Consider the following 18,334-nt stretch of genomic DNA (forward strand, 5'->3'; position numbering starts at 1 on the left):
CGCGGCGAGGGCCCCGAGGCCTCGCACGCCGACGGCTCCACGCCGGGATGGAGCCCCGGAGGCGCGGCTCACGGGCCGTGAGGTGCTGGCCCTGCCCGCCATTCCTCCGCCCGCTGCGCCGTCGGAATCGTGAAGAAGAAGGTGCTCCCCCGGGCCGGCAGGCTCTCGACCCAGATGCGGCCGCGGTGGGCCTCGATGACGCCCTTGACGATGGGGAGGCCCAGGCCGGCGCCGCGCCGCTCCGCCTTCCGGGACTGCCAGAAGCGCTCGAACAGGTGCGGCAGGTCCTCCTCGGCAATCCCACTGCCCGTATCGGTCACCCGGAAGAGCACCTCGCCCTCTTCCGGTGCCGCCCCGACGGTGATGCGGCCGCCGGGCTTCGTGAACTTGAACGCGTTGCCAATCAGGTTCTCGAAGACCTGGAGGAGCCGGTCCCGGTCGGCCCAGAGCTCGGGGAGGTCCGGCGCGGCCTCGAGCCTGAGCTCGATGGAGGCAGACGTGGCGAGCGGCTTCTGGGCCTCGACGGCATCCGAGACGACCTGGTGTGCGGAGACGCGCGCCGGTTCTACGGACAGCCGGCCCGCCTCCATGCGCGTCACGTCGAGGAGGTCCTGGATGAGGCGATTCATCCGGGTCGCGGCGCGCTCAATCACCTCGGCGGGCTTCCGGGCGCTCCGCTCCGGCTCCGCTTCACGGCCCCGGAGAAGGCTCGCTTGCAGGAGGATGCTGTTGAGCGGGTTGCGGAGGTCATGCGCCACGATTCCCAGGACATCGTCCCGTGCCTGCGTGGCCCGACGGGCTTCGCGATAGAGCCGCGCGTTCTCCAGGGACAGCGCCACCCGCCGGGCGAGCTCTTCCGCGAGCCGGACATCGGAGGGGCCGTACACCCGGGATGCCGTCGAGGACACGAAGGCGAGTGCCCCCAGGAGCCTCTCATGTAACAGGAGCGGCACCGCCACCATGGAGTGGATCTCCGCGGCACGAAGGGCCCGCGCGTGCTCCTCGCTTTGCGCAAGCGATGCGACCTCCTCCGCCGACGGGCGTTGCAGGAGGAAGGGTTGTTTCGTCTCCAGGACCGGCCGCATCAGGTGCGGGCGGCTCCGGTCGAGCGGAATCCGCGTGAGCACCTCGCACAGCCAGGCCCTGGACGGCTCCCGGCATGCAACCTCGAGCCGCCGGACCTCCTGGTCGTCCTCGACGACGTCCACGATGCAGAGGTCCGCTACGTCCCGCACCGCGAGCGCGACGATTCGCGACAGCGTCTCCCTGGCGTCGAGCGTGGTGGTCAGCACCAGCCCGACTTCGGCCAGGAACCGCTGCTCGCTCTCGGTCTGCTTCTGGTCCGTGATGTCGCGAAGCGCCACCGTGAGAATCGTCTTCCCACCGACGTCCAGCTTCGAAATCGCCGCGTCCGCGGGGAACTCCTCTCCATTCTTGCGCAGGCCGAAAATCATCGAGCCGCGCTCGCCCATCATGCGAGCGACGGTCCTCCCCGCCGCGAACCTGGCCACGTGCTGACGGTGGAGGGCTCGCAGTCGCTCGGGAATCAGGATGTCGAGGGGTGCCCCGAGCGCCTCCGCCTGGGAGTAACCGAAGATACGCTCGGCCCCCTCGTTGAACAGGGTGATGCGCTGGTCCTCGTCGATGGTGATGATTGCGTCCGCGGAGATGGAGAGGATTCCGGAGGACTTCGCCTCGGCCATCCGCAGCCGGTCCTCCAGCCGCTTCCGCTCGGTGATGTCTTCAATCTGCGCGACATAGTGGAGGGGCGCGCCGTCCCGGCCCCGGAGGACGGAGCAACTGAGCATGACGTCGACGGCCGTCCCGTCCTTGCGGATGTATCGCTTCCCGAGCTGGTAGCGCGGAATCTCGCCGCGAGTGAGCTGTCCCAGGAGCGTGAGGTCTGAATTCAGGTCCTCGGGATGAGTGATTGCCTGGAAGGACAGTCCCCTCAGCTCGTCCTGCGTGTAGCCGACGATTTCGCAGAGCACGCGATTGACGCGGGTAAAGCGGCCGTCGAGCGCGACCAGGGCCATCCCGATGGGCGCCTCGTCGATGGTGAGACTGAACCGTTCCTCGGACTCCCGAAGCGCCCGCTGTGCCTCCTTGATCGCCGAGATGTCGGTGACCAGGACGAAGAAGCCGCGGACGGCACCCTCGACGACGTCTGGAATATAGTTTGCCAGACTGTGGCGCGAGGGCCCCCCGGCCGGGTTGGGGATGTCACGCTCGAACTCCTGCGGCTCGCCGCGCAACGCGCCTTCGATGTACGGCAGATTGAGCTTGTACAGCGGCCCCAACAGCTCGCTGATGTGCTTGCCGATCAGCGTCTCGGGTGAAACACCAAACCACCGTTTGTAGGCCTGGTTGGCGAACCGGCAACGCAGCGTGGAATCCCAGTAGGCCAGCATCGCGGGGAGCTTGTCGACGAGCTTTCGGAGCAGCTCGCCTTCCAAGGGCACGGCACTGGGGCTCTCGCTCTGCACAGACACCTCCACCCCGCTTTGTCCACAGGATACGCGTCACCGGCGAGTGGGGCGAGGGCCCCGCCCCCCTCCGTAGGGTGCGGCGAAGCTCGCGAACATCCGGTTGTGGACAGGACGCTGGCGTTTATTCCCGCGCCGCGCGCGTCCAGCGGCCCCTTTCTGTAGCCCCTCACGTCACGGAGCAGGCCCGCGTTGTAGCGGCGCGTGTCACAGGACCTGACGCTCCGCGGACCCATGAGAGGAGCGTCTCCCATGGCATGAGCATCGCAATGGCGGCGGGCCGCCATCGCCTGAAGCGGCGCATGGCAGTTCCCTACCATCTCAGAGAGTGTGTCTTGAACGGTCGAAACCTGGCTCTTGCCGTCATCCCCTCCATTGCCCTGTTCCTCGGTGCCCTGGCGCCCACGTCCGCGGAGGCGGCGTGCAGCTGTAGCGTCAGTTGCAACAACGGCTCGAGCTGCAAGGCGAGCAGCGCCGAGGGAAACAGCTGCAGCTGTTCCTGCAACTGGTTCTCGGGGAACGCGCGGTGCAGGGGCGACAGTGTGATTGGCATCACCAAGCAGCAGATGAAGGAGATCCTGCGCTGGGACAAGGCCATCGCCATGTCCGAGCGGGTTGGGGGCGAGCTGGGGGGCACGCCCACGGCCCGGGTGATTCAGGGCGCCATCTTCAACGCCTCGGCGGCGATGGAGAAGGACGAGCAGGCCTTCGAGGAGGCGGTGGACGCGCTCGACGAGGCGGTCCTCACCCTCAGCGCGGAGGACCAGCAGAAGGTCAAGGAGATCGCCCTCAGCCTCGCCGGCGAGTGAGGAGGTGGCCCGGGTGCGGGTCGAAGTACGGAGGGTTGTTGCGCGGCATCGGGTGGCTGCACGCCGCGCCCTTCAGCTTGCGGACCAGCACCGGGGCTCCCTTCTGAAGGGAGGAGGCAGGGCGGCGGTGACAGCCGCCCTGCCCGGGATGCGCTAATGGTATGACGCGTTGAGGAGGACGCTGGCGCTATTGCCGGTGAAGTTCGCGGTGACGATGTCGCGCTTGCCGTCGCCGTTGAGGTCCGCCACCGCGGCAACCTGCACGAACCTGCCCAGCGAGTTTGTCACTGCCGACTGGAACGTACCGTCGCCGTTGCCGAGCAGCACGGAATCGTCGGATCCCACGGGGCACCCGCAGGCAGGCAGCCGCCGCCCTGGCAGACGGGATCGTCAATGCCCACATAGTCGCCGTCGTGCTACGAGTGGTCGCTGGAGCACGCCGCTACGCTGATCAGCGAGTCAGTTCTTTGCTCACTCGCCGTGAAACAATCTGCAGCGCCAGTCGGCAGGCTATCCATTGCCAATTCATGGCTGCGGTCGGATTCCTGTCGATTCGGCACAATGGCTGCATTTCTTGCATAGCGAATTTCGCGCATGTGTTGGCGCAAACCCATCACATCCGACGTGGGTCGGACGCGCTCCGGCGGCGACAAATGATTTATAAATGAAACAAATGGAGCGGTGGGCTCAACGCGCTCTGGGGGAGCGCTTCGTCGTCGGCCCCGCGGGCCCGCGCGAGGCCGCGAGGGTCTCCGAGGGGCTCTCTTTGAAGAGCTTCTTGTACTCGACGCTGAATCGCCCTCCAGACACGAAGCCGAGCGACGCCACGACGTCGGCGACGGTCGTCCCCGGCGCGCCCGCGAGCAGCGTTTGTCGCGCAATCTCGAAGCGACGGCGGCGGAGGAACGCACCCGGCGGCATCCCCCGAGCCGCGATGAATGCAGCGCGAAGCGAGCGCTCCGGCACCCCGGCGGCAGCCACGATATCGGCCAGGGAGATGGGCTCACCTGCGTGCGCCTCGATGAACTCCTCCGCGCGACGTACGGAAGCAGGCGCCACGCGGTGCGGGGGAGCCATGAGGAGACCCGATGCGCTGTGGCGCGTGCCCGTGAGGAGCGCTGTCAGGAGCGCGTCCCGCAGCGAGGCCACGAGGAACGACGAGATGGAAGGCAGCTCCAGGAGCTCCGCGAACAACTTCAGGATCGGACCGACCCCGGCGGCTGACGTGAGCTCCAACGCGACGTCGAAGACGAGCGGCCCGCGGAGCTCGCGGCTCGTGAGCGCCGCGAAATGGGACTCGAGTGTGGTGCGCTCGATTGCCACGGAGCGCCCCTGGTAGCCCGGAGGGCACTCCAGCGTGACGAGACGCTCCGGCGAGAACACCGCGCCACGCCGCTCGGGCTCCAGCTCGTAGGGCTCGTTCGCGTGGCGCCCGTGGGCCTTGCCGCGCAATGCGCTCGAGATGATGTAGCGCTCGAGGATCTGAGGAATCGTGCACCGGCCGCCGGTAGGCCAGGTCCCGTGGACGATACGCATCGCCCCGCAGGTGATGACCTTCAGCTCGCACGAGAAGGCAAGTCCCCGTGAAGGCTCCAGCTCCGACTCAGAGTAGAGGCCACTGAATACGGCGCGCGCCTCCTCCAGATCCGCCATGCGGTAGAAGCGGCGCTCAGGGACCAGCCACACGTCCGTCGTGCGTCTGCGCCCCGGAGACGAAGCCGCTCGTTTGTTCGGCGGCTCCGATGCAGGTGGTCTCAGCATATTCATCCAGGACCGCCCTCATCCACCGCTCATCGCCGCCGGCCATGACTCACCCACCCCGCCGGCCTTGCGGAAACCACTACGAACTTTTGAGTGACTGGACCAGGCTCGATAAATGTATTTCTTCACGCTCAAGAGAGCGCGTTCACAATACGTTTCGATCCTGACGTCTCCCAGTAAAATATGACTAAGTGGAATTACTGAGTAGCGGTGGGTCTCAGGCGCGCAACAATCGCTGTCAATCGAGGTCGAGAGGCGAGCCGCTCCCCCACCCGGGCCGCCCCACTGAAGCTGAGCGCTCAGTCGTCGAGCGCGCCCGCGAGGACCCAGGAGCGCACCCGCACGAGGAGGCCCGGGTGCTGGTCGAAGTACGTCGGGTTGTTGCGCGGCATCCGGTTGCTGCACGCCGTGCCTTCCAGCTTGCGGACCAGCACCGAGTCGCCGGGCTTGCCCGCGCTCACCCGCGTGAGGGTGTTGCACTCGGCCACATTCGCGCGGGCGCCCACCAGGCTGCTGTAACTGCGGGTCGTCAGGTTGAGGCCGCCGCTCCTGGGGTGGCAGCGCGTACAGCCCGCGTCGCGCCACACGGGCTGGATGTCGGCGTCGTAGCGCGGCACCGTCACGCGAACAGCCACACTGCGGACCACGGGAGCACTCCGCCCATCCGTGACGCTGACCTTCAGGGTGAAGGAGGTCTGCATCCCGATGGCCGGCGAATACCACTGGACGCTGCCGCCGGTGCGCGAGCCCACCCACGTGCCCTTCGCCGCGGGCGCATGCTGCGCCCACGCATAGGTGAGTGTGTCGCCGTCCGGGTCGCTCGCGGCGATGGAGAAGGTGCCGGTGGTGCCCGCCAGCAGTGTGTCCGGTCCGTCGATTGTCGCGGCCACGGTGGGAGGCCGGTTCCCCGCCCGCGCGGTGAGTCCCGTGAGGCAGACACCGAGAAACACGAGCGATGCGAGATGCCTCTGCGACCGAGGGAGCATGACGCCGTCCTTGGGAGGGAGCGTTGGACGCTGGCCGTTATCCGTTACTGCGATACGCTATCCCGAAACCTCGCGGGTGGGGCCGGCCTCCTCCTTCTCAAACCATCCATGCGACTCCCCTTCCCCATGCGCACAGCACTCCTCTGTCTCCTCTCGCTCACCGCCTGCGTGCCCAGCGCCCCCCAGATCGTTGTGTCGCCGGCACGGGAGCCCGTGGCGGCACCGCCCCTCACCGCGAACCGCCTGGGGCCGGATGAAAACCGGCGGCCCGGGGACGAAGCAGCACTGAAGGAGCGCGCGGAGTTCCTCTGCCGGCACCATCAGGTCGACGCCCCGGCGCTGTCGCGCCTGCCGGAAGGTACTCGCCCCCAAACGTTGATTCGCGAGGCGGACCTCTTCCACGTCCGGGACTTCCCCAACGTGGTGACGCGCACGCCGCTGGACCAGCCCGCCGTCTTCGCCGAGGTGGCGAACCAGATCCGCTGCGAGGTGGAGTCGATTGAGGTCCGCTCCTGCACGGCGGCCGTCACCCTCTCGCAGACCCGGCCCCGCTGGGAGGACCCGGCCTTTCCCATCACGGCCCTGAGCGAGTCCGAGTCCCTGGACTCGCGGCGGGCCATCCTGCGGCACTGGATGGAGCCGTCGTCAGCACCGGTGACGAAGACGTACCGGTGGGTTTTCTCGCGGACGTCGGCGGACGACTGGCGCGCGGACTTCGAGCTCCCGGAGCGGGCACGCGGCTTCGGCGATCCCTTCTTCGGACCGGACGTGCCGAAGACGCTCCCTGCCATCCGGCAGTTCGCGCGGGAGGAGATGACAGGCCCTTATCGGCTGTGCAGCGGCACGCCGGGTTACACCGAGGAGGCCCTGGCCGCGCGCGTCCAGGGCGAGATGTTCACCAAGTGCGTCCTGACCCGTGAGGGCTCGGTGAAGAGCTGCCGCGTCCTGAAGTCGCTCCCGCACATGGAGGAGGCGCTGTTGAGGTTCCTCTACAGCACTCGCTTCAAGCCCGTCACGGTCCACGGCGAACCCATCGACGTGGACTATTCGTTCACCACCAACTTCATGCTCCCCCGGAACATGCTCCCCCAGTAGCCGCGGGGTCGGCATGACGTGAAGCCTCCGCCGCCACGTGTTGCTCCACTCGCGGACCTCGAACCGTGACGTGGCCGACCACCGCGCAACACACGTTGCGGCAGCCCTGGAGGCCGGTGCGCCGCCCGTCAGGGTCTGGGGGCCTTCGTCCGGGGTGAGGACTTCCGGGCGCGCGCCGCCGGGGCGGCGGCGTCCGTGCCCGAGGTGAGGGTCCTGAGCTCATCGAGCGCGATGCGGATGTGTCGCGAGAGGTCCTGCGCCTCGGGGTCTTCGACCCAGCGCATGAATGCGACCTTGAAGATCGCGATGCCCGCTTCGGCGGTCAGGCTCGCCGCGGGCTCGGTGACGCCGCGTCCCCGCAGGGTCTCCGCGAGGGACGACGCGAGGGTGGCGAGCTTGATGAGCTCGCGCTCCCGCAGCTCCGCGTGGGCGGCGATGAGCGCCTGGCGCTCCCGGGCATGCTCCCGGCGCTCCTGGAGCATGGAGGCCGCGGCGTCGAGCGCGGCGGCGACCACGTCGAGCGGCGCGGACGGCTCGGGCGCGTCCGCGATGGCGGACACCATGAGCTTCCGCAGGTTCTCCGCCCCCCAGAACAGGACCTCTCGCTTGTCGGCGAAGTAGCGGAAGAACGTCCGCTCGGTGAGCCCCGCGCGCGCGGCGATCTCCTCCACCGTCGTCCGGTCGTAGCCACGCTCCTGGAACAGAGCCATCGCGGCTTCTTCGAGCCGTCCTCGTGCATTGGGTTCCCAGCGGCCCATGGGCGCCAGCCTACCTGATTGCAGTCACTGACATCACATGTTAGGACTGATGTCAGCTTCTGACATGAGGAGGTTTCCATGCGCGTATTCGTCACGGGTGCATCCGGCTTCATTGGTTCGGCGGTGGTCCCTGAGCTCCTGGGGGCGGGGCATCAGGTGGTAGGGCTTGCCCGCTCGGACGCCTCGGCCCGGGCCCTGGAGGCCGCGGGGGCCGAGGTGCATCGGGGGGCGCTGGACGACCTCGACAGCCTGCGGGCCGGCGCGGCGAAGGCGGACGGGGTCATCCACCTGGCGTTCATCCACGACTTCTCGCAGTACGAGGCCGCGACACGCACCGACACGCGCGCCATCGAGACCCTGGGCGCGACGCTCGAAGGCTCGCATCGGCCCCTGGTCATCGCCTCGGGGCTGTTGGGGCTCGTGCAGGGGCGCACCGCCGTGGAGACCGACCCGCCCTCTCGCTCGCCGCGCGGCCTTTCGGAAGAGGTGATGCTCGCGCTGGCCGCGCGTGGCGTGCGCACGTCCATCGTGCGGCTCCCGCCGTCGGTGCACGGCAGGGGTGACCATGGCTTCGTGCCGAGCCTCATCGGCTTCGCGCGCGAGAAGGGCGTCGCCGCCTACGTCGGGGACGGAGCGAATCGTTGGCCCGCCGTGCACCGGCTCGACGCGGCCCGCCTCTTCCGGCTCGCGCTCGAGCGCGGCTCCGCGGGCTCGCGGTTCCATGCCGTCGCGGACGAGGGCGTGCCCACGCGGGACATCGCCCAGGTCATCGGCCGGAGACTGGGCCTTCCGGTCGTCTCGAAATCACCGGACGAGGCAGGCGAATACCTCGGCTTCCTGGCGCGACTCTTCGCGCTCGATGCGTCCGCGTCGGGAGCGCACACGCGAGAGCAGCTTGGCTGGACGCCCGTCGAGCCCGGGCTCATCGCCGATCTCGACAGCGACCACTACTTCAGCAGGCCGTAGGGCTTCCACTCGAGGGTCTTCAGTTCGAACCCGGCCTTCCTCCTCTCGGCGAGCCACTCCTCGAGGGCCTGTTGCGCGGAGGCCTCGTCGTCGAAGCGCTGCATGCCACCTTCTCGTGTCACGAGCGTCGTGCCCCGGATGATGGCCGAGGTGTATTCGGGCTTGCCGCCATATCTGGCGAGCTCTCGCTCGAGGGGGCCGCGGCCTGGAATCGTGGTCGTCACGCGGAGGAAGTCCCCCTCATAACGGGCCGCGAGGCGTTGCACCTCACGCGCGGCGGCCTCGGGACTGTCGAAGCCGAAGCGCAGCGTCGTCTTGGTTCCATTGTTGGTGCCCGCGTGCACCTGCACGAGGGCATCAAAGCGTTCAATCTCCAGGAACAGGTCGCCCCGCTTGCGCCAGAAGGTGACGCGCTCCGAGGCCTTCGTGGCCTCGAGGGCCGGCATGGGGGCCTGCCCGAGGAATTTCTCCCCGTCGTAGATGAAGTGGAAGTAACCGAGACGCACCAGCCACACCTCGCCGGTCTTCCGCTGCGCATAGGCGACGTGCGCTCGGACCGCCTGCGCTGGCGCACGCGCGAGGATGCTCTCGACGTCGATGCCCTCGAGCTCCTCGTCCGTGGGCTCGCTCGGCTCGCGATGCTGTCGCGGTTGCGGCGTCTCGGTGAACACGGGCTCATTCCGAGCGAGCCGCTTGAAAATCTGCGGGTGCTCGACCTCGCCGAGGTCGACATCGTAGAGCCCGGGAGCGAGAAAGACGGAGGCCCGGGACGCCCGCTCTTCCCCGGAGCAGCCAATCTTGAAGTGATGCTCCGTGCGCATTTCGCCGAAGCACGCGACATCGTGGTTGTCCTCGTCGAGCCAGCGCGTCGTGAGGTTCCCAGCGACCACGAGGCTGCCGTCGTTGTAGACGCCGTGAATCACGTCGCGCACCGCGAGGTCGCCGAGGACCAGGAGGTTTCCCTCGGTCCGCAGTCCACGTGCGGTGCAGTTGCCGACGACGACGACCGTCGACTCCTCTGTGTTTTCGAGGACCCCGTCGACCTCGAGATTGCCCAGGACGATGAGGGGACAGCTGACCTCCAGCGAGCCGGAGACCCGCGCGTTACCCGTGACGACGGTCGTGTCGGACACTGACGAATCGAGCACTTCATCTCCGGGAGAGAGAAGCGCGCGCATCACCACGGCCGCCAGGCCGATGTCGGTGAGAGGCCCGGGGCATAGCGCCTCCGCGATTTCCGTGGGGGAGCGCGACTCGCCGTCCTTGAACGCCGGGGCCACCGACGAGACGTCGGGTTCGCCGTGATAGGAGAGCGCTTCGAGGACCGCGCCCTCGATTGCGGCAAGCGTGGCTTGGGCCTGGGAGAGGAAGGCGCTTCGGTCAAGTTCCATGGGGTGGGTCATCGCGGTTCAATGAGGGATGTACAGAGCCCGCCGTGGAAACGGGCTCCAATCTCAAGTGACGCACATGGCCGCTCCGGCTTGCATATGAGAGGGGCACTACCCGCGGTGGCGGTGAAGCATGCGCTTTCACCTGTGGCGCTCCGGACGCTTCAGTCAGTCCGGTGTGGAGGGCTGTTGTCCACCTGCCGGATGACGTTGGAGTCCGACTACCTCGCGAGTAGTCTCCCAGAGCGCGGTGCGCACTGCCTCACGAGGTAGCTCATGGAGCCTGAAGTCCTCAATCCGGCAAGCCTTCCCCCCGGGACGCGAATCGGCCCGTGGCGTCTGCTGGAGCAGCGCGGCCGGGGTTCCTACGGCGTCGTCTACCGCGCCGTGCATGCCGAGTCGCAGGCCTCGGACGCCGTCGCCCTCAAGCTGGCCATGCACCGAAAGGATGCGCGCTTCGCGCGTGAGGCCGAGCTGCTCTTCCGCATCCGCCACCCCGCCGTCCCCCGCCTGCTCGACCAGGGCCTCTGGCAGCCCCGTGAGGGCGTCTCCTACGCATGGCTCGTCATGGAGTGGGTCGACGGAGTGCCACTCTATGAGTGGGCCCAGGCCCAGCGCCCGTCTTCACGGCAGGTGCTTCAGCTTCTGGCCCGGCTCGCCCGAGCCCTGGACGCCACGCATTCAGCAGGAGGCGTCCACCGCGATGTGAAGGGCGAAAACGTGCTCGTCGGGCGCGAAGACGGCCAGCCCTTCCTCATGGACTTCGGCTCCGGCCACTACCTGGGTGCCTCCACGCTGACCTCGCAGCACTTTCCTCCCGGCACCCCGTCCTACCGCGCTCCCGAGGCGTGGAGCTTCGTCCTCCGCTCGAAAAAGCCCCCTGACGTCCCATATCCCCCGGGGCCCGCGGATGACCTCTTCGCCCTGGGCGTCACGGCCTACCGGCTCGTCACCGAGAAGTACCCACCCTCGCCGCACCCGAGGGGTGAGGAGGTCTGGCTTTGGAAGCCCGAGGAGCTGGAGCACTGGACGGCGCGAGTCTGCAACCGCCGCTGCACTCCGGAATTGAGCGCGCTGGTGTCTCGGATGCTCTCACTCCAGCCCGAGGCGCGAGGAAGCGCGTGGGAGGTGGCCGAAGCGCTGGAGCAGGCGGCACGCAGCGCGGGACGTGAGGCGGATGTGCCTCTCTTCACGGGCGACGAGCCGAGGCCCGCGGGCCTCTTTCCCCTTCCCCAGCGCGTCAAGGTGCAACCTCCTCCTCGCCCGCGCAGGTGGCCCTGGGTCGCCGCAGCAGGCCTCGGAGGTGCGCTGGCGCTGAGCGCCGGGGGGCTGTTGAGCGCCAGTCGCTCCGAGGAGCCCGCGACGCCTCAACTCGCGGAGCAGGAAGAGTCGAGGGATGGCGGCACCGTGGCCCTGGGGGACTCCGCGCTGACGGCGCGGGTGGCGCCCGAGCGAGCCCCCTCCGGGTGGTCACCCATCTCGGTGGACGTGCCACCGAAGCCCCTCCCAGGACAGCGGCGCCCGGACGGCAACGGTCGCTGTCCCGGCAAGGTGCAGGTCGCGATCAACGGTGGTTGCTGGACGAAGCTGCCCGTGGACCTGAAGGACTGCGATGGTGAGGATGGCTTTGAATACAGGGGCGCGTGCTACACCCCCGCCATGGCTCGGCCGCGCCCTGCCACATCTGGCGCCGCGGATCGAGACGGCGGTCCATAACCATCTGCTCCAGAGCGCGGAAGAGCGGACTCTTGATGGCAAAGCGGCCCGGTATCACGGTGAAGCTTCCGAGCTGCCGGGGCGCGTCCGCTTGCGCTGGGGCGCAGCCGCGACTCGCGCCTCGGGCTCCAGCAGCCCCGGCTTCATGTCGACCCTGAGCAGTTCGACCCGGAACTTGGAACGATTGAGCATGCGGATGTGCTTCAGGAGCATGATCTTGCTGAAGACCGGCAGCGCATCCAACAGCTCCTCCTGCCGCTCGGTGCCCACCGCATAGACGAACGTCAGCTCGTCGATGTCGGAATCCGTCATCCCCTTGCCTGGCCAGCGTTCAAGCACCTGCTGCTGGAAGGCCTTCTTGTATTTGGGGAACTGCCGGAAGAGCTCCGCGGAAACCGTAGCCTGCGAGAACAGGTGGCTGAGCGTGGCTGATGCAGTGAGCCGCTTGACGCAAAACAGCTTTCGAGACGCCCGGTGGAAGAGGTCCGCGACCTCCACACGGCTGGCCCCGTATCCTGGCCCGAAGCTATACAGATTCTTGTCCAGCAAGAGGAAGTTCGGGTCGTTCGTGTACTGCTCGTTGTACTGTCCTTCGTGGTAGCTGAGTTGGTTCTTCGTGTTGTGCGTCTGCCGCCAAGACTGGAGAACAGGACTCTTGCACTCGACGATCTGCGCCTTCAGGTCCTGATGAACGCGGGCCAGGTAGTCGTCGTTGATGTGGTACCACTTGCGGTTGCAGAGGACGAACGTCGTGTCGTCGAGCTTCGTCTCGAAGGTGAGATAGGCAAACAGCGGCTCGACATCTGTTTGGATTCCATGGTCCGTGAAGCCGGCGATCTTGATGCTCTTGAGGTCCTCGGGCGTGATGACTTTCTTGCCCATGTATTCGTAGATGACCTGGAGCGTCACTTCGTTGACCTCTCTCGACTCCCCAAAGCCGCTGATGCGGAAGTAATCACAGGCCGCGTATTCAATCTGGTCCGGATAGGCCACGGAGAGCTTGGCGCCAGAGACGCGCTGGTTGATTGCCTCGACGAGCCTTGCCGTCAGCTTCGCCGTCCTCGCAGCGCTCTTCTCGAGCTTGACATGGTCGATGAAGCTGAAGTGTTGCTTGTACTTGTCGGATCGGAAGGCTTCGTAGATCTTCCGGCACGTCTCCGGCAGCGCTTCAAAGTCCACCTTGCTGGTGAGGTGCAGGCTGTCCGAGCCACTCATCCTCGTCCCCAGGTTTTCGTCCGCACAGGCTCCCGAGACGACGTGGAGAATCTCCGCGTCGAACTCGAAGTCGAAATCGGCGAGCTTCGTCTCCAGATTCGAGGCCTCGCGCTTCTGGAGCGTTTGGACTCCAATCTTCTTGGAGTCGACCAGCTTCAGCCGCTCCGGATGAATGCCGTTGAGCGTGGTGAGCAGCCCGAACTGGGGCTCGATGACGTCCTTGTTGAGAAGGTGGTGACCGTGCCCGGTGCAGACAGCGAAAATCCTGTAGCCGTCCGGCATCTTGAGCTTGAGCAGGATGACGGCGGAGTTGACGGTGTTCCTGAGGTTGCTGACCTCGTCAGGGTCCACGTGGGGCTTGATGAAGGGCAGCCACTTGGGTTCGTTGGGCCGGCCCTTCGCCAGCAGGATGTCGTACTCGAAGGGGGGCTTTCTCTTGTTCTTGGGCGTGATGGATTTGTGGTTGCCGCGCCCCGTGGGATGGCGGGTGCAGTCCTTGAAGTCCTGGATGTCTCTCTTGAACAGGCTGATATTGAGTTTCATGGCGAGCGCATGACACCGGCGAGTGTCGGCGCTGAGCCCGGTGGCAGAAGAATGAAAGGGCGCCAACGGCGGGCAGACTTTCATTCCGGGTGTCACGTCTGAAATACCACCGCGGAGGTAGGCCACGGCGGAGCCAGGGAGTTCCTGCCCGGCTCCTGCTCACGCTACCGTCGATTCAGCGAGCCCACGCGTTCGTCAACCCGTCGAATCCCTCGACGTCCTCGACCAGACTGCCGGCCTTCGTGCTTCCGGGCTCAGGAAGCCCGGAGCGCGGGCGCGCTGAAGTCCTCGGCTCCGGTCGCGTCCTGCTGCCACGGGCAGGCCGACAGCGGGAGCACCACGGTGAAGACGGAGCCCTGACCCATGCGGCTCTCCACGCGAATCTCCCCGCCCATGGCGTGCGCGAGCTGCTGGGCGATGTAGAGCCCCAGGCCCAGGCCGCCGTAGTGCCGCTCCGGCATCGCGCGCTCGAACTTGCCGAAGATGCGGCCCAGGTTCTCCGGGGCGATGCCGATGCCCTCGTCCCGCACGAGCAGCCACGCCTGGTTCCCCACCGCCCTTGCCGTCAATGAAACGGGGTGGCCCGCGCCGTACTTCAGCGCATTGGTCAGCAGATTCGTGACGATCTGCTCCAGCCGCTGCCGGTCCCACGAGCCCACCACGCCCGCGGGCACGTCCAAGAGGAGCGGGCACTTCATCCTCGCGGCCTCCTGCTCGAAGCGGCCCGCGACCTCGCCGAGCAACCGCGAGACCTCCACCTTCTCCGGCGCGAGTGACAACCGGCCCTCCGTCAGCCAGGCGACATCCAGCAGCTCGTTCACCAGCACGGCCAGCTTGCGCACCTGCTGCTCGGCGCCTTCCACGGCGCGCACCACGTGCGGGCTCGGCATGTGCCCTTCCGGGCTTCGCTCGGCCTCGCGTTTGATTCCCTGGAGCTCGAGGTGCAGCCGGTGGAGCTGCTGGCGGAGGCCGCCCACCGTCGCGCCCGCCGCCCGGAGTGCCTCGGGCGCGCTCTGGTCCGGCAGGCAGGAGTTCGGAGCGGGGTTCCGGAGCGCGGCGGAGAGAACGTTCATGGGGATTCTGGGCCGTGGGTGGAGTGGGCAGGCGCCGTGGGGCCTCGGCTCACCACAACCGAGCGGCAGCCGCTGAACATGCCCCTGGCTGTCCCCTGGCTCCTGGAAGCAGGCGGGCCGCCAGGGCCATGGCCGCCTCTCCTCACGCGGGACGAAGGGCCCCGGACGAGCAAACAGGCCCTTGACTGAACGTGCTTTCAGGCTCACTTTGAGCGGGTGAAGGCGCGCCCCATCGACAATCCGCCCAACCCGTGGGCGAGCACCGCGGTGGAGTACCTGGACGAGATTCCGCCCTCGAAGCTGGAGGTGTTCGAGGACCACAGCCGGCAGGTGGTGTCCCGCAACGACAGCCCGGACGTCTGCTTCACCTGGAGCGTCAACCCGTACCGGGGCTGCCTCCACGCGTGCGCGTACTGCTACGCGCGGCCCACGCATCAGTACCTCGACATGGGCGCGGGCACGGACTTCGAGACGAAGCTGGTGGTGAAGCCGCGCGCTCCGGAGCTCTTGCGAGAGGCCTTCGACAAGCCGTCGTGGAAGGGCGAGACGGTGGTCTTCAGCGGCGTCACCGACTGCTACCAGCCGCTGGAGGCGTCCATGCGGCTGACGCGCGGGTGCCTCGAGGTCTGCGCCGAGTACCGCAACCCGGTGGGCATCATCACCAAGGGCGTGCTCATCGAGCGCGACATCGACGTGCTCCAGCGGCTCGCGCGGGACGCGCGGCTGTGGGTGAGCATCAGCCTGCCCTTCCACAACGCGGAGCTGGCGCGTGCCATGGAGCCGTACGCGGCGTCACCCAGCCGGCGGCTGCTCGCGATTCGGCGGCTCACCGAGGCCGGCATCGACGTGGCGGTGTCCGTGTCCCCCATCATCCCGGGGCTCAACGACGAGGACATCCACCGGGTGCTGGCCGCGGCGCGCGAGGCCGGCGCCACCCGCGCGCACCACACGCTGGTGCGCCTGCCCGGCCCGGTGCAGCAGGTGTTCGAGGAGCGCCTGCGCGCGAAGCTGCCGCTGCGCGCCGAGCGCGTGCTGCACCGCATCCGCGAGACGCGCGGCGGGGAGCTCACCGACTCGCGCTTCAAGAGCCGCATGCGCGGCGAGGGGCTCTACGCGGAGACCATCCACCGCCTCTTCCACACGGCGGCGAGGAAGGCCGGCATCCGCACCTCCTCCGTCACCGAGCCCGACGCCCCGGACACCTTCCGGCGCCCGGAGCGCAGGCCGCCGCCCACGCCCCAGCTCAGCCTGTTCTGAGCGGACGGAGCACGAACCCGCGACTCCGAGCTTGGGAAACCCGGGGCCCTACTTTCGTATGGCCTGGACGATGCTGATGAGGATGACGGAGCCCACCGTCGCCACGATGAGCGAGTAGAGGTTGAGGCCCGTCACCCCCCGTCCGCCAATCAGGTTGAACAGCCAGCCGCCAATCATCGAGCCCACGATGCCGGTGGCGATGTTCGCGAACATCCCCATGCGGGCATTGGTGCCCTTGATGATGCTGGCCAGCCAGCCCGCGATACCGCCCAGCACCAGCCACGTGCAGATACTGATACCCATGACGTCCTCCTTGCCCACCGGTTGCTATCAGAACCCGCCACCGCCGTGCAGCCGGACCTGCCCTTCCCTACGCATGAAGCGCCCGGGAATTGCACAGGCCCACACGTAGGGCCCCGAAACACCGACGCCCCGTGCCTCACCAGGAGGGACACGGGGCGCCGGAGCCGCGGCCCGAAAAGGCGCTCAGTCCTTGCCGAGCATCCCCTTCTTCAGGCCGTCGTCCACGGGGTTCTTCCCCACGAAGACGGAGAAGAGCGCGTCCGCGAAGTCCTTGCCCTCCACGGTGATTTGCTGACCGCCCTTGGCGCTCTGCACCCGGGTGCCCTGGCCGGGCACGTAGGTGAGGATGATTTCATCCCCCTTCTTCACGTCGGTGAGGGCCGCGGTGAAGGTGTCCAGCTTGGGCTGCAGCTCCGCCATCTTCGAGCCGGCGTTCTTCTTGAAGCCGTCGGCCATGGCCTCGGAGATGGTCTTCTTGTCGAGGTCCCTCAGCATGTACATGCGCACGCGCCTCAGCTCGTCGGCGTTGATGATCTTCGCGCCGTCATCCGACGTGTTCTCCACGTACAGCCCCGCGGTGTAGACCTTGAAGACGAACTTGGTGCGGACGCCCACCCCGTTGAGCTTCAGCTCCTTGCCCTCCACCGTGGCCGTCTCCGGGTACTTCACCCCCTGGACCTCCTTGGCGAACGCGGGAGCGGCGAGCAGCAGGGTCAACGCGACGGCAGTCAACGTGGCTTTCATGAGACCTCCGGGTAGGGAATCCGTTCGGTTGGACGCAGCCTAGCCGCGCGTCTTCACGAAGTGGTCCATGAAGGTGGCCAGCGTGCGCACATTGTCCACCGTCACGGCATTGTACGTGGAGACGCGGATGCCGCCCGCGGTGCGGTGCCCCTTCAGGCCAACCATTCCGGCCTTCTTCGCCTCGGCGACGAAGGCGGCGTCGAGCTCCTCGGTGGGCAGGTGGAAGACGACGTTCATCACCGAACGGGACTCGCGCTCCACCGGCGGGCGGTAGAACCCGGCGTTGCGGTCGATGGCGCCATAGAGAATGGCCGCCTTCTCGCGGTTCCACTTCTCCAACTGAGTCAGGCCGCCCACGTCCTTCACCCACGCCAGCACGTTGCGCACCAGGTAGATGGCCAGGGTGGGAGGCGTGTTGTAGAGCGAGTTGTTCTCCGCGTGGATGCTGTAGCGGAAGAACTTGGGGATGTCCTTGCGCCCCCTGGCGATGAAGGCCTTGTCCGCCACCACCAGCGTCACGCCGGAGGGGCCCAGGTTCTTCTGCGCGCCCGCGTAGATGAGGCCGAAGCGGCTCACGTCCATGGGCTTCCAGATGAAGTCCGAGCTCATGTCCGCGACGAGCGGCACCTGGCCCACGTCCGGGAAGGTGTGCCACTGGGTGCCGTAGATGGTGTTGTTGCTGGTGATGTGGACGTAGGCCGCCTTCGGGTCCAGCTTCAGCTCGTCCTGGCGGGGCACTCGCGTGTAGTGCTTGTCGGGCTGGACGGTGGTGGCGGCGATGCGGGGCTTGCCGTAGTACTTCGCCTCGTCGAAGGCCTTCTCGCTCCACACCCCCGTCATCAGGTAGTCCGCGCTGGTGTCCGGGGTGAGGAAGTTCATCGGCACCTGGGCGAACTGCTGCGACGCGCCACCGGTGAGGAAGAGGACCTGGTGGGTGGCGGGAATGCCGAGCAACTCCGTGAGCAGGGCGATGGCCTCGTTGTGGACGGCCTCGTATTCCTTGCCCCGGTGGCTGTGCTCCATGATGGACATGCCGGAGCCCTGGAACTCGAGCAGCTCGTCCCGGGCGCGCTCCAGCGCGGGGAGGGGCAGTCCAGCAGGTCCGGGGTTGAAGTTGATGACGCGCATGGCAGTGTCCTTTTGAAGATGAACGGCCGTGGCGGCATTCTTCTCCCTGGAGGCCCCCTGGGGGCCAGCACGAAGGTGCCCGTCCGCCCGCTCCCCGGTGCGTGCG

16 protein-coding genes are annotated in these 18,334 nt (G+C 67.4%); 5 read left to right on the top strand and 11 right to left on the bottom strand.

Annotation, left to right across the window (positions count from 1 at the left end; translation table 11 throughout):
• Window positions 1-68: 68 nt before the first annotated feature.
• Window positions 69-2,462, bottom strand: a complete 2,394-nt coding sequence (locus ACVTJA_RS35820) for a PAS domain S-box protein (RefSeq protein ID WP_465826519.1) — start codon at window positions 2,460-2,462, stop codon at window positions 69-71.
• A gap of 359 nt (window positions 2,463-2,821) precedes the next feature.
• Here ACVTJA_RS35820 and ACVTJA_RS35825 point away from each other — a divergent pair, with 359 nt between their 5' ends.
• The gene (locus ACVTJA_RS35825) at window positions 2,822-3,295 is read left to right on the top strand and encodes a hypothetical protein (RefSeq protein WP_465826521.1); all 474 of its coding nucleotides are present in this window, start codon (window positions 2,822-2,824) and stop codon (window positions 3,293-3,295) included.
• Window positions 3,296-3,448: 153 nt separating this feature from the next.
• Here ACVTJA_RS35825 and ACVTJA_RS35830 read toward each other — a convergent pair whose 3' ends face one another.
• From ACVTJA_RS35830 to ACVTJA_RS35840, 3 genes are all read right to left on the bottom strand, one after another.
• Window positions 3,449-3,640, bottom strand: coding sequence for an FG-GAP repeat domain-containing protein (locus ACVTJA_RS35830; RefSeq protein ID WP_465826523.1), 192 nt, complete (start codon window positions 3,638-3,640; stop codon window positions 3,449-3,451).
• A 342-nt stretch (window positions 3,641-3,982) separates the two neighbouring features.
• Window positions 3,983-4,981, bottom strand: a complete 999-nt coding sequence (locus ACVTJA_RS35835; protein ID WP_465826526.1) for an AraC family transcriptional regulator — start codon at window positions 4,979-4,981, stop codon at window positions 3,983-3,985.
• 374 nt (window positions 4,982-5,355) lie between these two features.
• Window positions 5,356-6,042, bottom strand: a complete 687-nt coding sequence (locus ACVTJA_RS35840; protein WP_465826528.1) for an Ig-like domain-containing protein — start codon at window positions 6,040-6,042, stop codon at window positions 5,356-5,358.
• A 213-nt stretch (window positions 6,043-6,255) separates the two neighbouring features.
• On the opposite strand from ACVTJA_RS35840, the gene ACVTJA_RS35845 reads away from it, so the two are divergent.
• Window positions 6,256-7,137 (top strand): energy transducer TonB, encoded by an 882-nt coding sequence (locus tag ACVTJA_RS35845; protein WP_465826531.1) that lies wholly within the window; start codon window positions 6,256-6,258, stop codon window positions 7,135-7,137.
• 128 nt (window positions 7,138-7,265) lie between these two features.
• On the opposite strand, the gene ACVTJA_RS35850 is transcribed toward ACVTJA_RS35845, so the two are convergent.
• Complete coding sequence (locus ACVTJA_RS35850) at window positions 7,266-7,847, bottom strand: TetR/AcrR family transcriptional regulator (RefSeq protein ID WP_465826533.1); 582 nt, start codon at window positions 7,845-7,847, stop codon at window positions 7,266-7,268.
• 126 nt (window positions 7,848-7,973) lie between these two features.
• On the opposite strand from ACVTJA_RS35850, the gene ACVTJA_RS35855 reads away from it, so the two are divergent.
• A complete protein-coding gene (locus ACVTJA_RS35855) occupies window positions 7,974-8,861 on the top strand; it encodes an SDR family oxidoreductase (RefSeq protein ID WP_465826535.1) in 888 nt (295 codons plus the stop codon).
• Here the strand turns inward: ACVTJA_RS35855 and ACVTJA_RS35860 are convergent.
• Window positions 8,843-10,252 (bottom strand): hypothetical protein, encoded by a 1,410-nt coding sequence (locus tag ACVTJA_RS35860; protein ID WP_465826539.1) that lies wholly within the window; start codon window positions 10,250-10,252, stop codon window positions 8,843-8,845. The genes ACVTJA_RS35855 and ACVTJA_RS35860 overlap by 19 nt on opposite strands.
• Window positions 10,253-10,525: 273 nt before the next feature.
• Here ACVTJA_RS35860 and ACVTJA_RS35865 point away from each other — a divergent pair, with 273 nt between their 5' ends.
• The gene (locus ACVTJA_RS35865) at window positions 10,526-11,965 is read left to right on the top strand and encodes a serine/threonine protein kinase (protein ID WP_465826543.1); all 1,440 of its coding nucleotides are present in this window, start codon (window positions 10,526-10,528) and stop codon (window positions 11,963-11,965) included.
• Between the two features lie 54 nt (window positions 11,966-12,019).
• Here the strand turns inward: ACVTJA_RS35865 and ACVTJA_RS35870 are convergent, their stop codons facing one another.
• Window positions 12,020-13,849, bottom strand: a complete 1,830-nt coding sequence (locus ACVTJA_RS35870; protein WP_465826547.1) for a DUF6119 family protein — start codon at window positions 13,847-13,849, stop codon at window positions 12,020-12,022.
• Between the two features lie 128 nt (window positions 13,850-13,977).
• A complete protein-coding gene (locus ACVTJA_RS35875) occupies window positions 13,978-14,796 on the bottom strand; it encodes a sensor histidine kinase (RefSeq protein ID WP_465826550.1) in 819 nt (272 codons plus the stop codon).
• Between the two features lie 216 nt (window positions 14,797-15,012).
• On the opposite strand from ACVTJA_RS35875, the gene ACVTJA_RS35880 reads away from it, so the two are divergent.
• Window positions 15,013-16,053, top strand: a complete 1,041-nt coding sequence (locus ACVTJA_RS35880) for a PA0069 family radical SAM protein (RefSeq protein ID WP_465826552.1) — start codon at window positions 15,013-15,015, stop codon at window positions 16,051-16,053.
• A gap of 48 nt (window positions 16,054-16,101) precedes the next feature.
• Here the strand turns inward: ACVTJA_RS35880 and ACVTJA_RS35885 are convergent, their stop codons facing one another.
• From ACVTJA_RS35885 to serC, 3 genes are all read right to left on the bottom strand, one after another.
• Window positions 16,102-16,356, bottom strand: coding sequence for a GlsB/YeaQ/YmgE family stress response membrane protein (locus ACVTJA_RS35885; protein WP_465826555.1), 255 nt, complete (start codon window positions 16,354-16,356; stop codon window positions 16,102-16,104).
• A 183-nt stretch (window positions 16,357-16,539) separates the two neighbouring features.
• Window positions 16,540-17,100, bottom strand: coding sequence for a chalcone isomerase family protein (locus ACVTJA_RS35890; protein WP_465826557.1), 561 nt, complete (start codon window positions 17,098-17,100; stop codon window positions 16,540-16,542).
• 39 nt (window positions 17,101-17,139) lie between these two features.
• Window positions 17,140-18,228 (bottom strand): 3-phosphoserine/phosphohydroxythreonine transaminase, encoded by a 1,089-nt coding sequence (serC, locus tag ACVTJA_RS35895; protein ID WP_465826559.1) that lies wholly within the window; start codon window positions 18,226-18,228, stop codon window positions 17,140-17,142.
• Between the last annotated feature and the right edge of the window lie 106 nt (window positions 18,229-18,334).

The organism is Pyxidicoccus sp. M6 (genome assembly GCF_055568925.1).

Excerpts from the sequence above, each read along its gene's own strand:
- serC (WP_465826559.1), bottom strand. The coding sequence starts at position 18,228 with ATGCGCGTCATCAACTTCAACCCCGGACCTGCTGGACTGCCCCTCCCC.
- ACVTJA_RS35890 (WP_465826557.1), bottom strand. The coding sequence starts at position 17,100 with ATGAAAGCCACGTTGACTGCCGTCGCGTTGACCCTGCTGCTCGCCGCT.
- ACVTJA_RS35840 (WP_465826528.1), bottom strand. The coding sequence starts at position 6,042 with ATGCTCCCTCGGTCGCAGAGGCATCTCGCATCGCTCGTGTTTCTCGGT.
- ACVTJA_RS35855 (WP_465826535.1), top strand. The coding sequence starts at position 7,974 with ATGCGCGTATTCGTCACGGGTGCATCCGGCTTCATTGGTTCGGCGGTG.
- ACVTJA_RS35885 (WP_465826555.1), bottom strand. The coding sequence starts at position 16,356 with ATGGGTATCAGTATCTGCACGTGGCTGGTGCTGGGCGGTATCGCGGGC.
- ACVTJA_RS35875 (WP_465826550.1), bottom strand. The coding sequence starts at position 14,796 with ATGAACGTTCTCTCCGCCGCGCTCCGGAACCCCGCTCCGAACTCCTGC.
- ACVTJA_RS35860 (WP_465826539.1), bottom strand. The coding sequence starts at position 10,252 with ATGGAACTTGACCGAAGCGCCTTCCTCTCCCAGGCCCAAGCCACGCTT.
- ACVTJA_RS35850 (WP_465826533.1), bottom strand. The coding sequence starts at position 7,847 with ATGGCTCTGTTCCAGGAGCGTGGCTACGACCGGACGACGGTGGAGGAG.
- ACVTJA_RS35865 (WP_465826543.1), top strand. The coding sequence starts at position 10,526 with ATGGAGCCTGAAGTCCTCAATCCGGCAAGCCTTCCCCCCGGGACGCGA.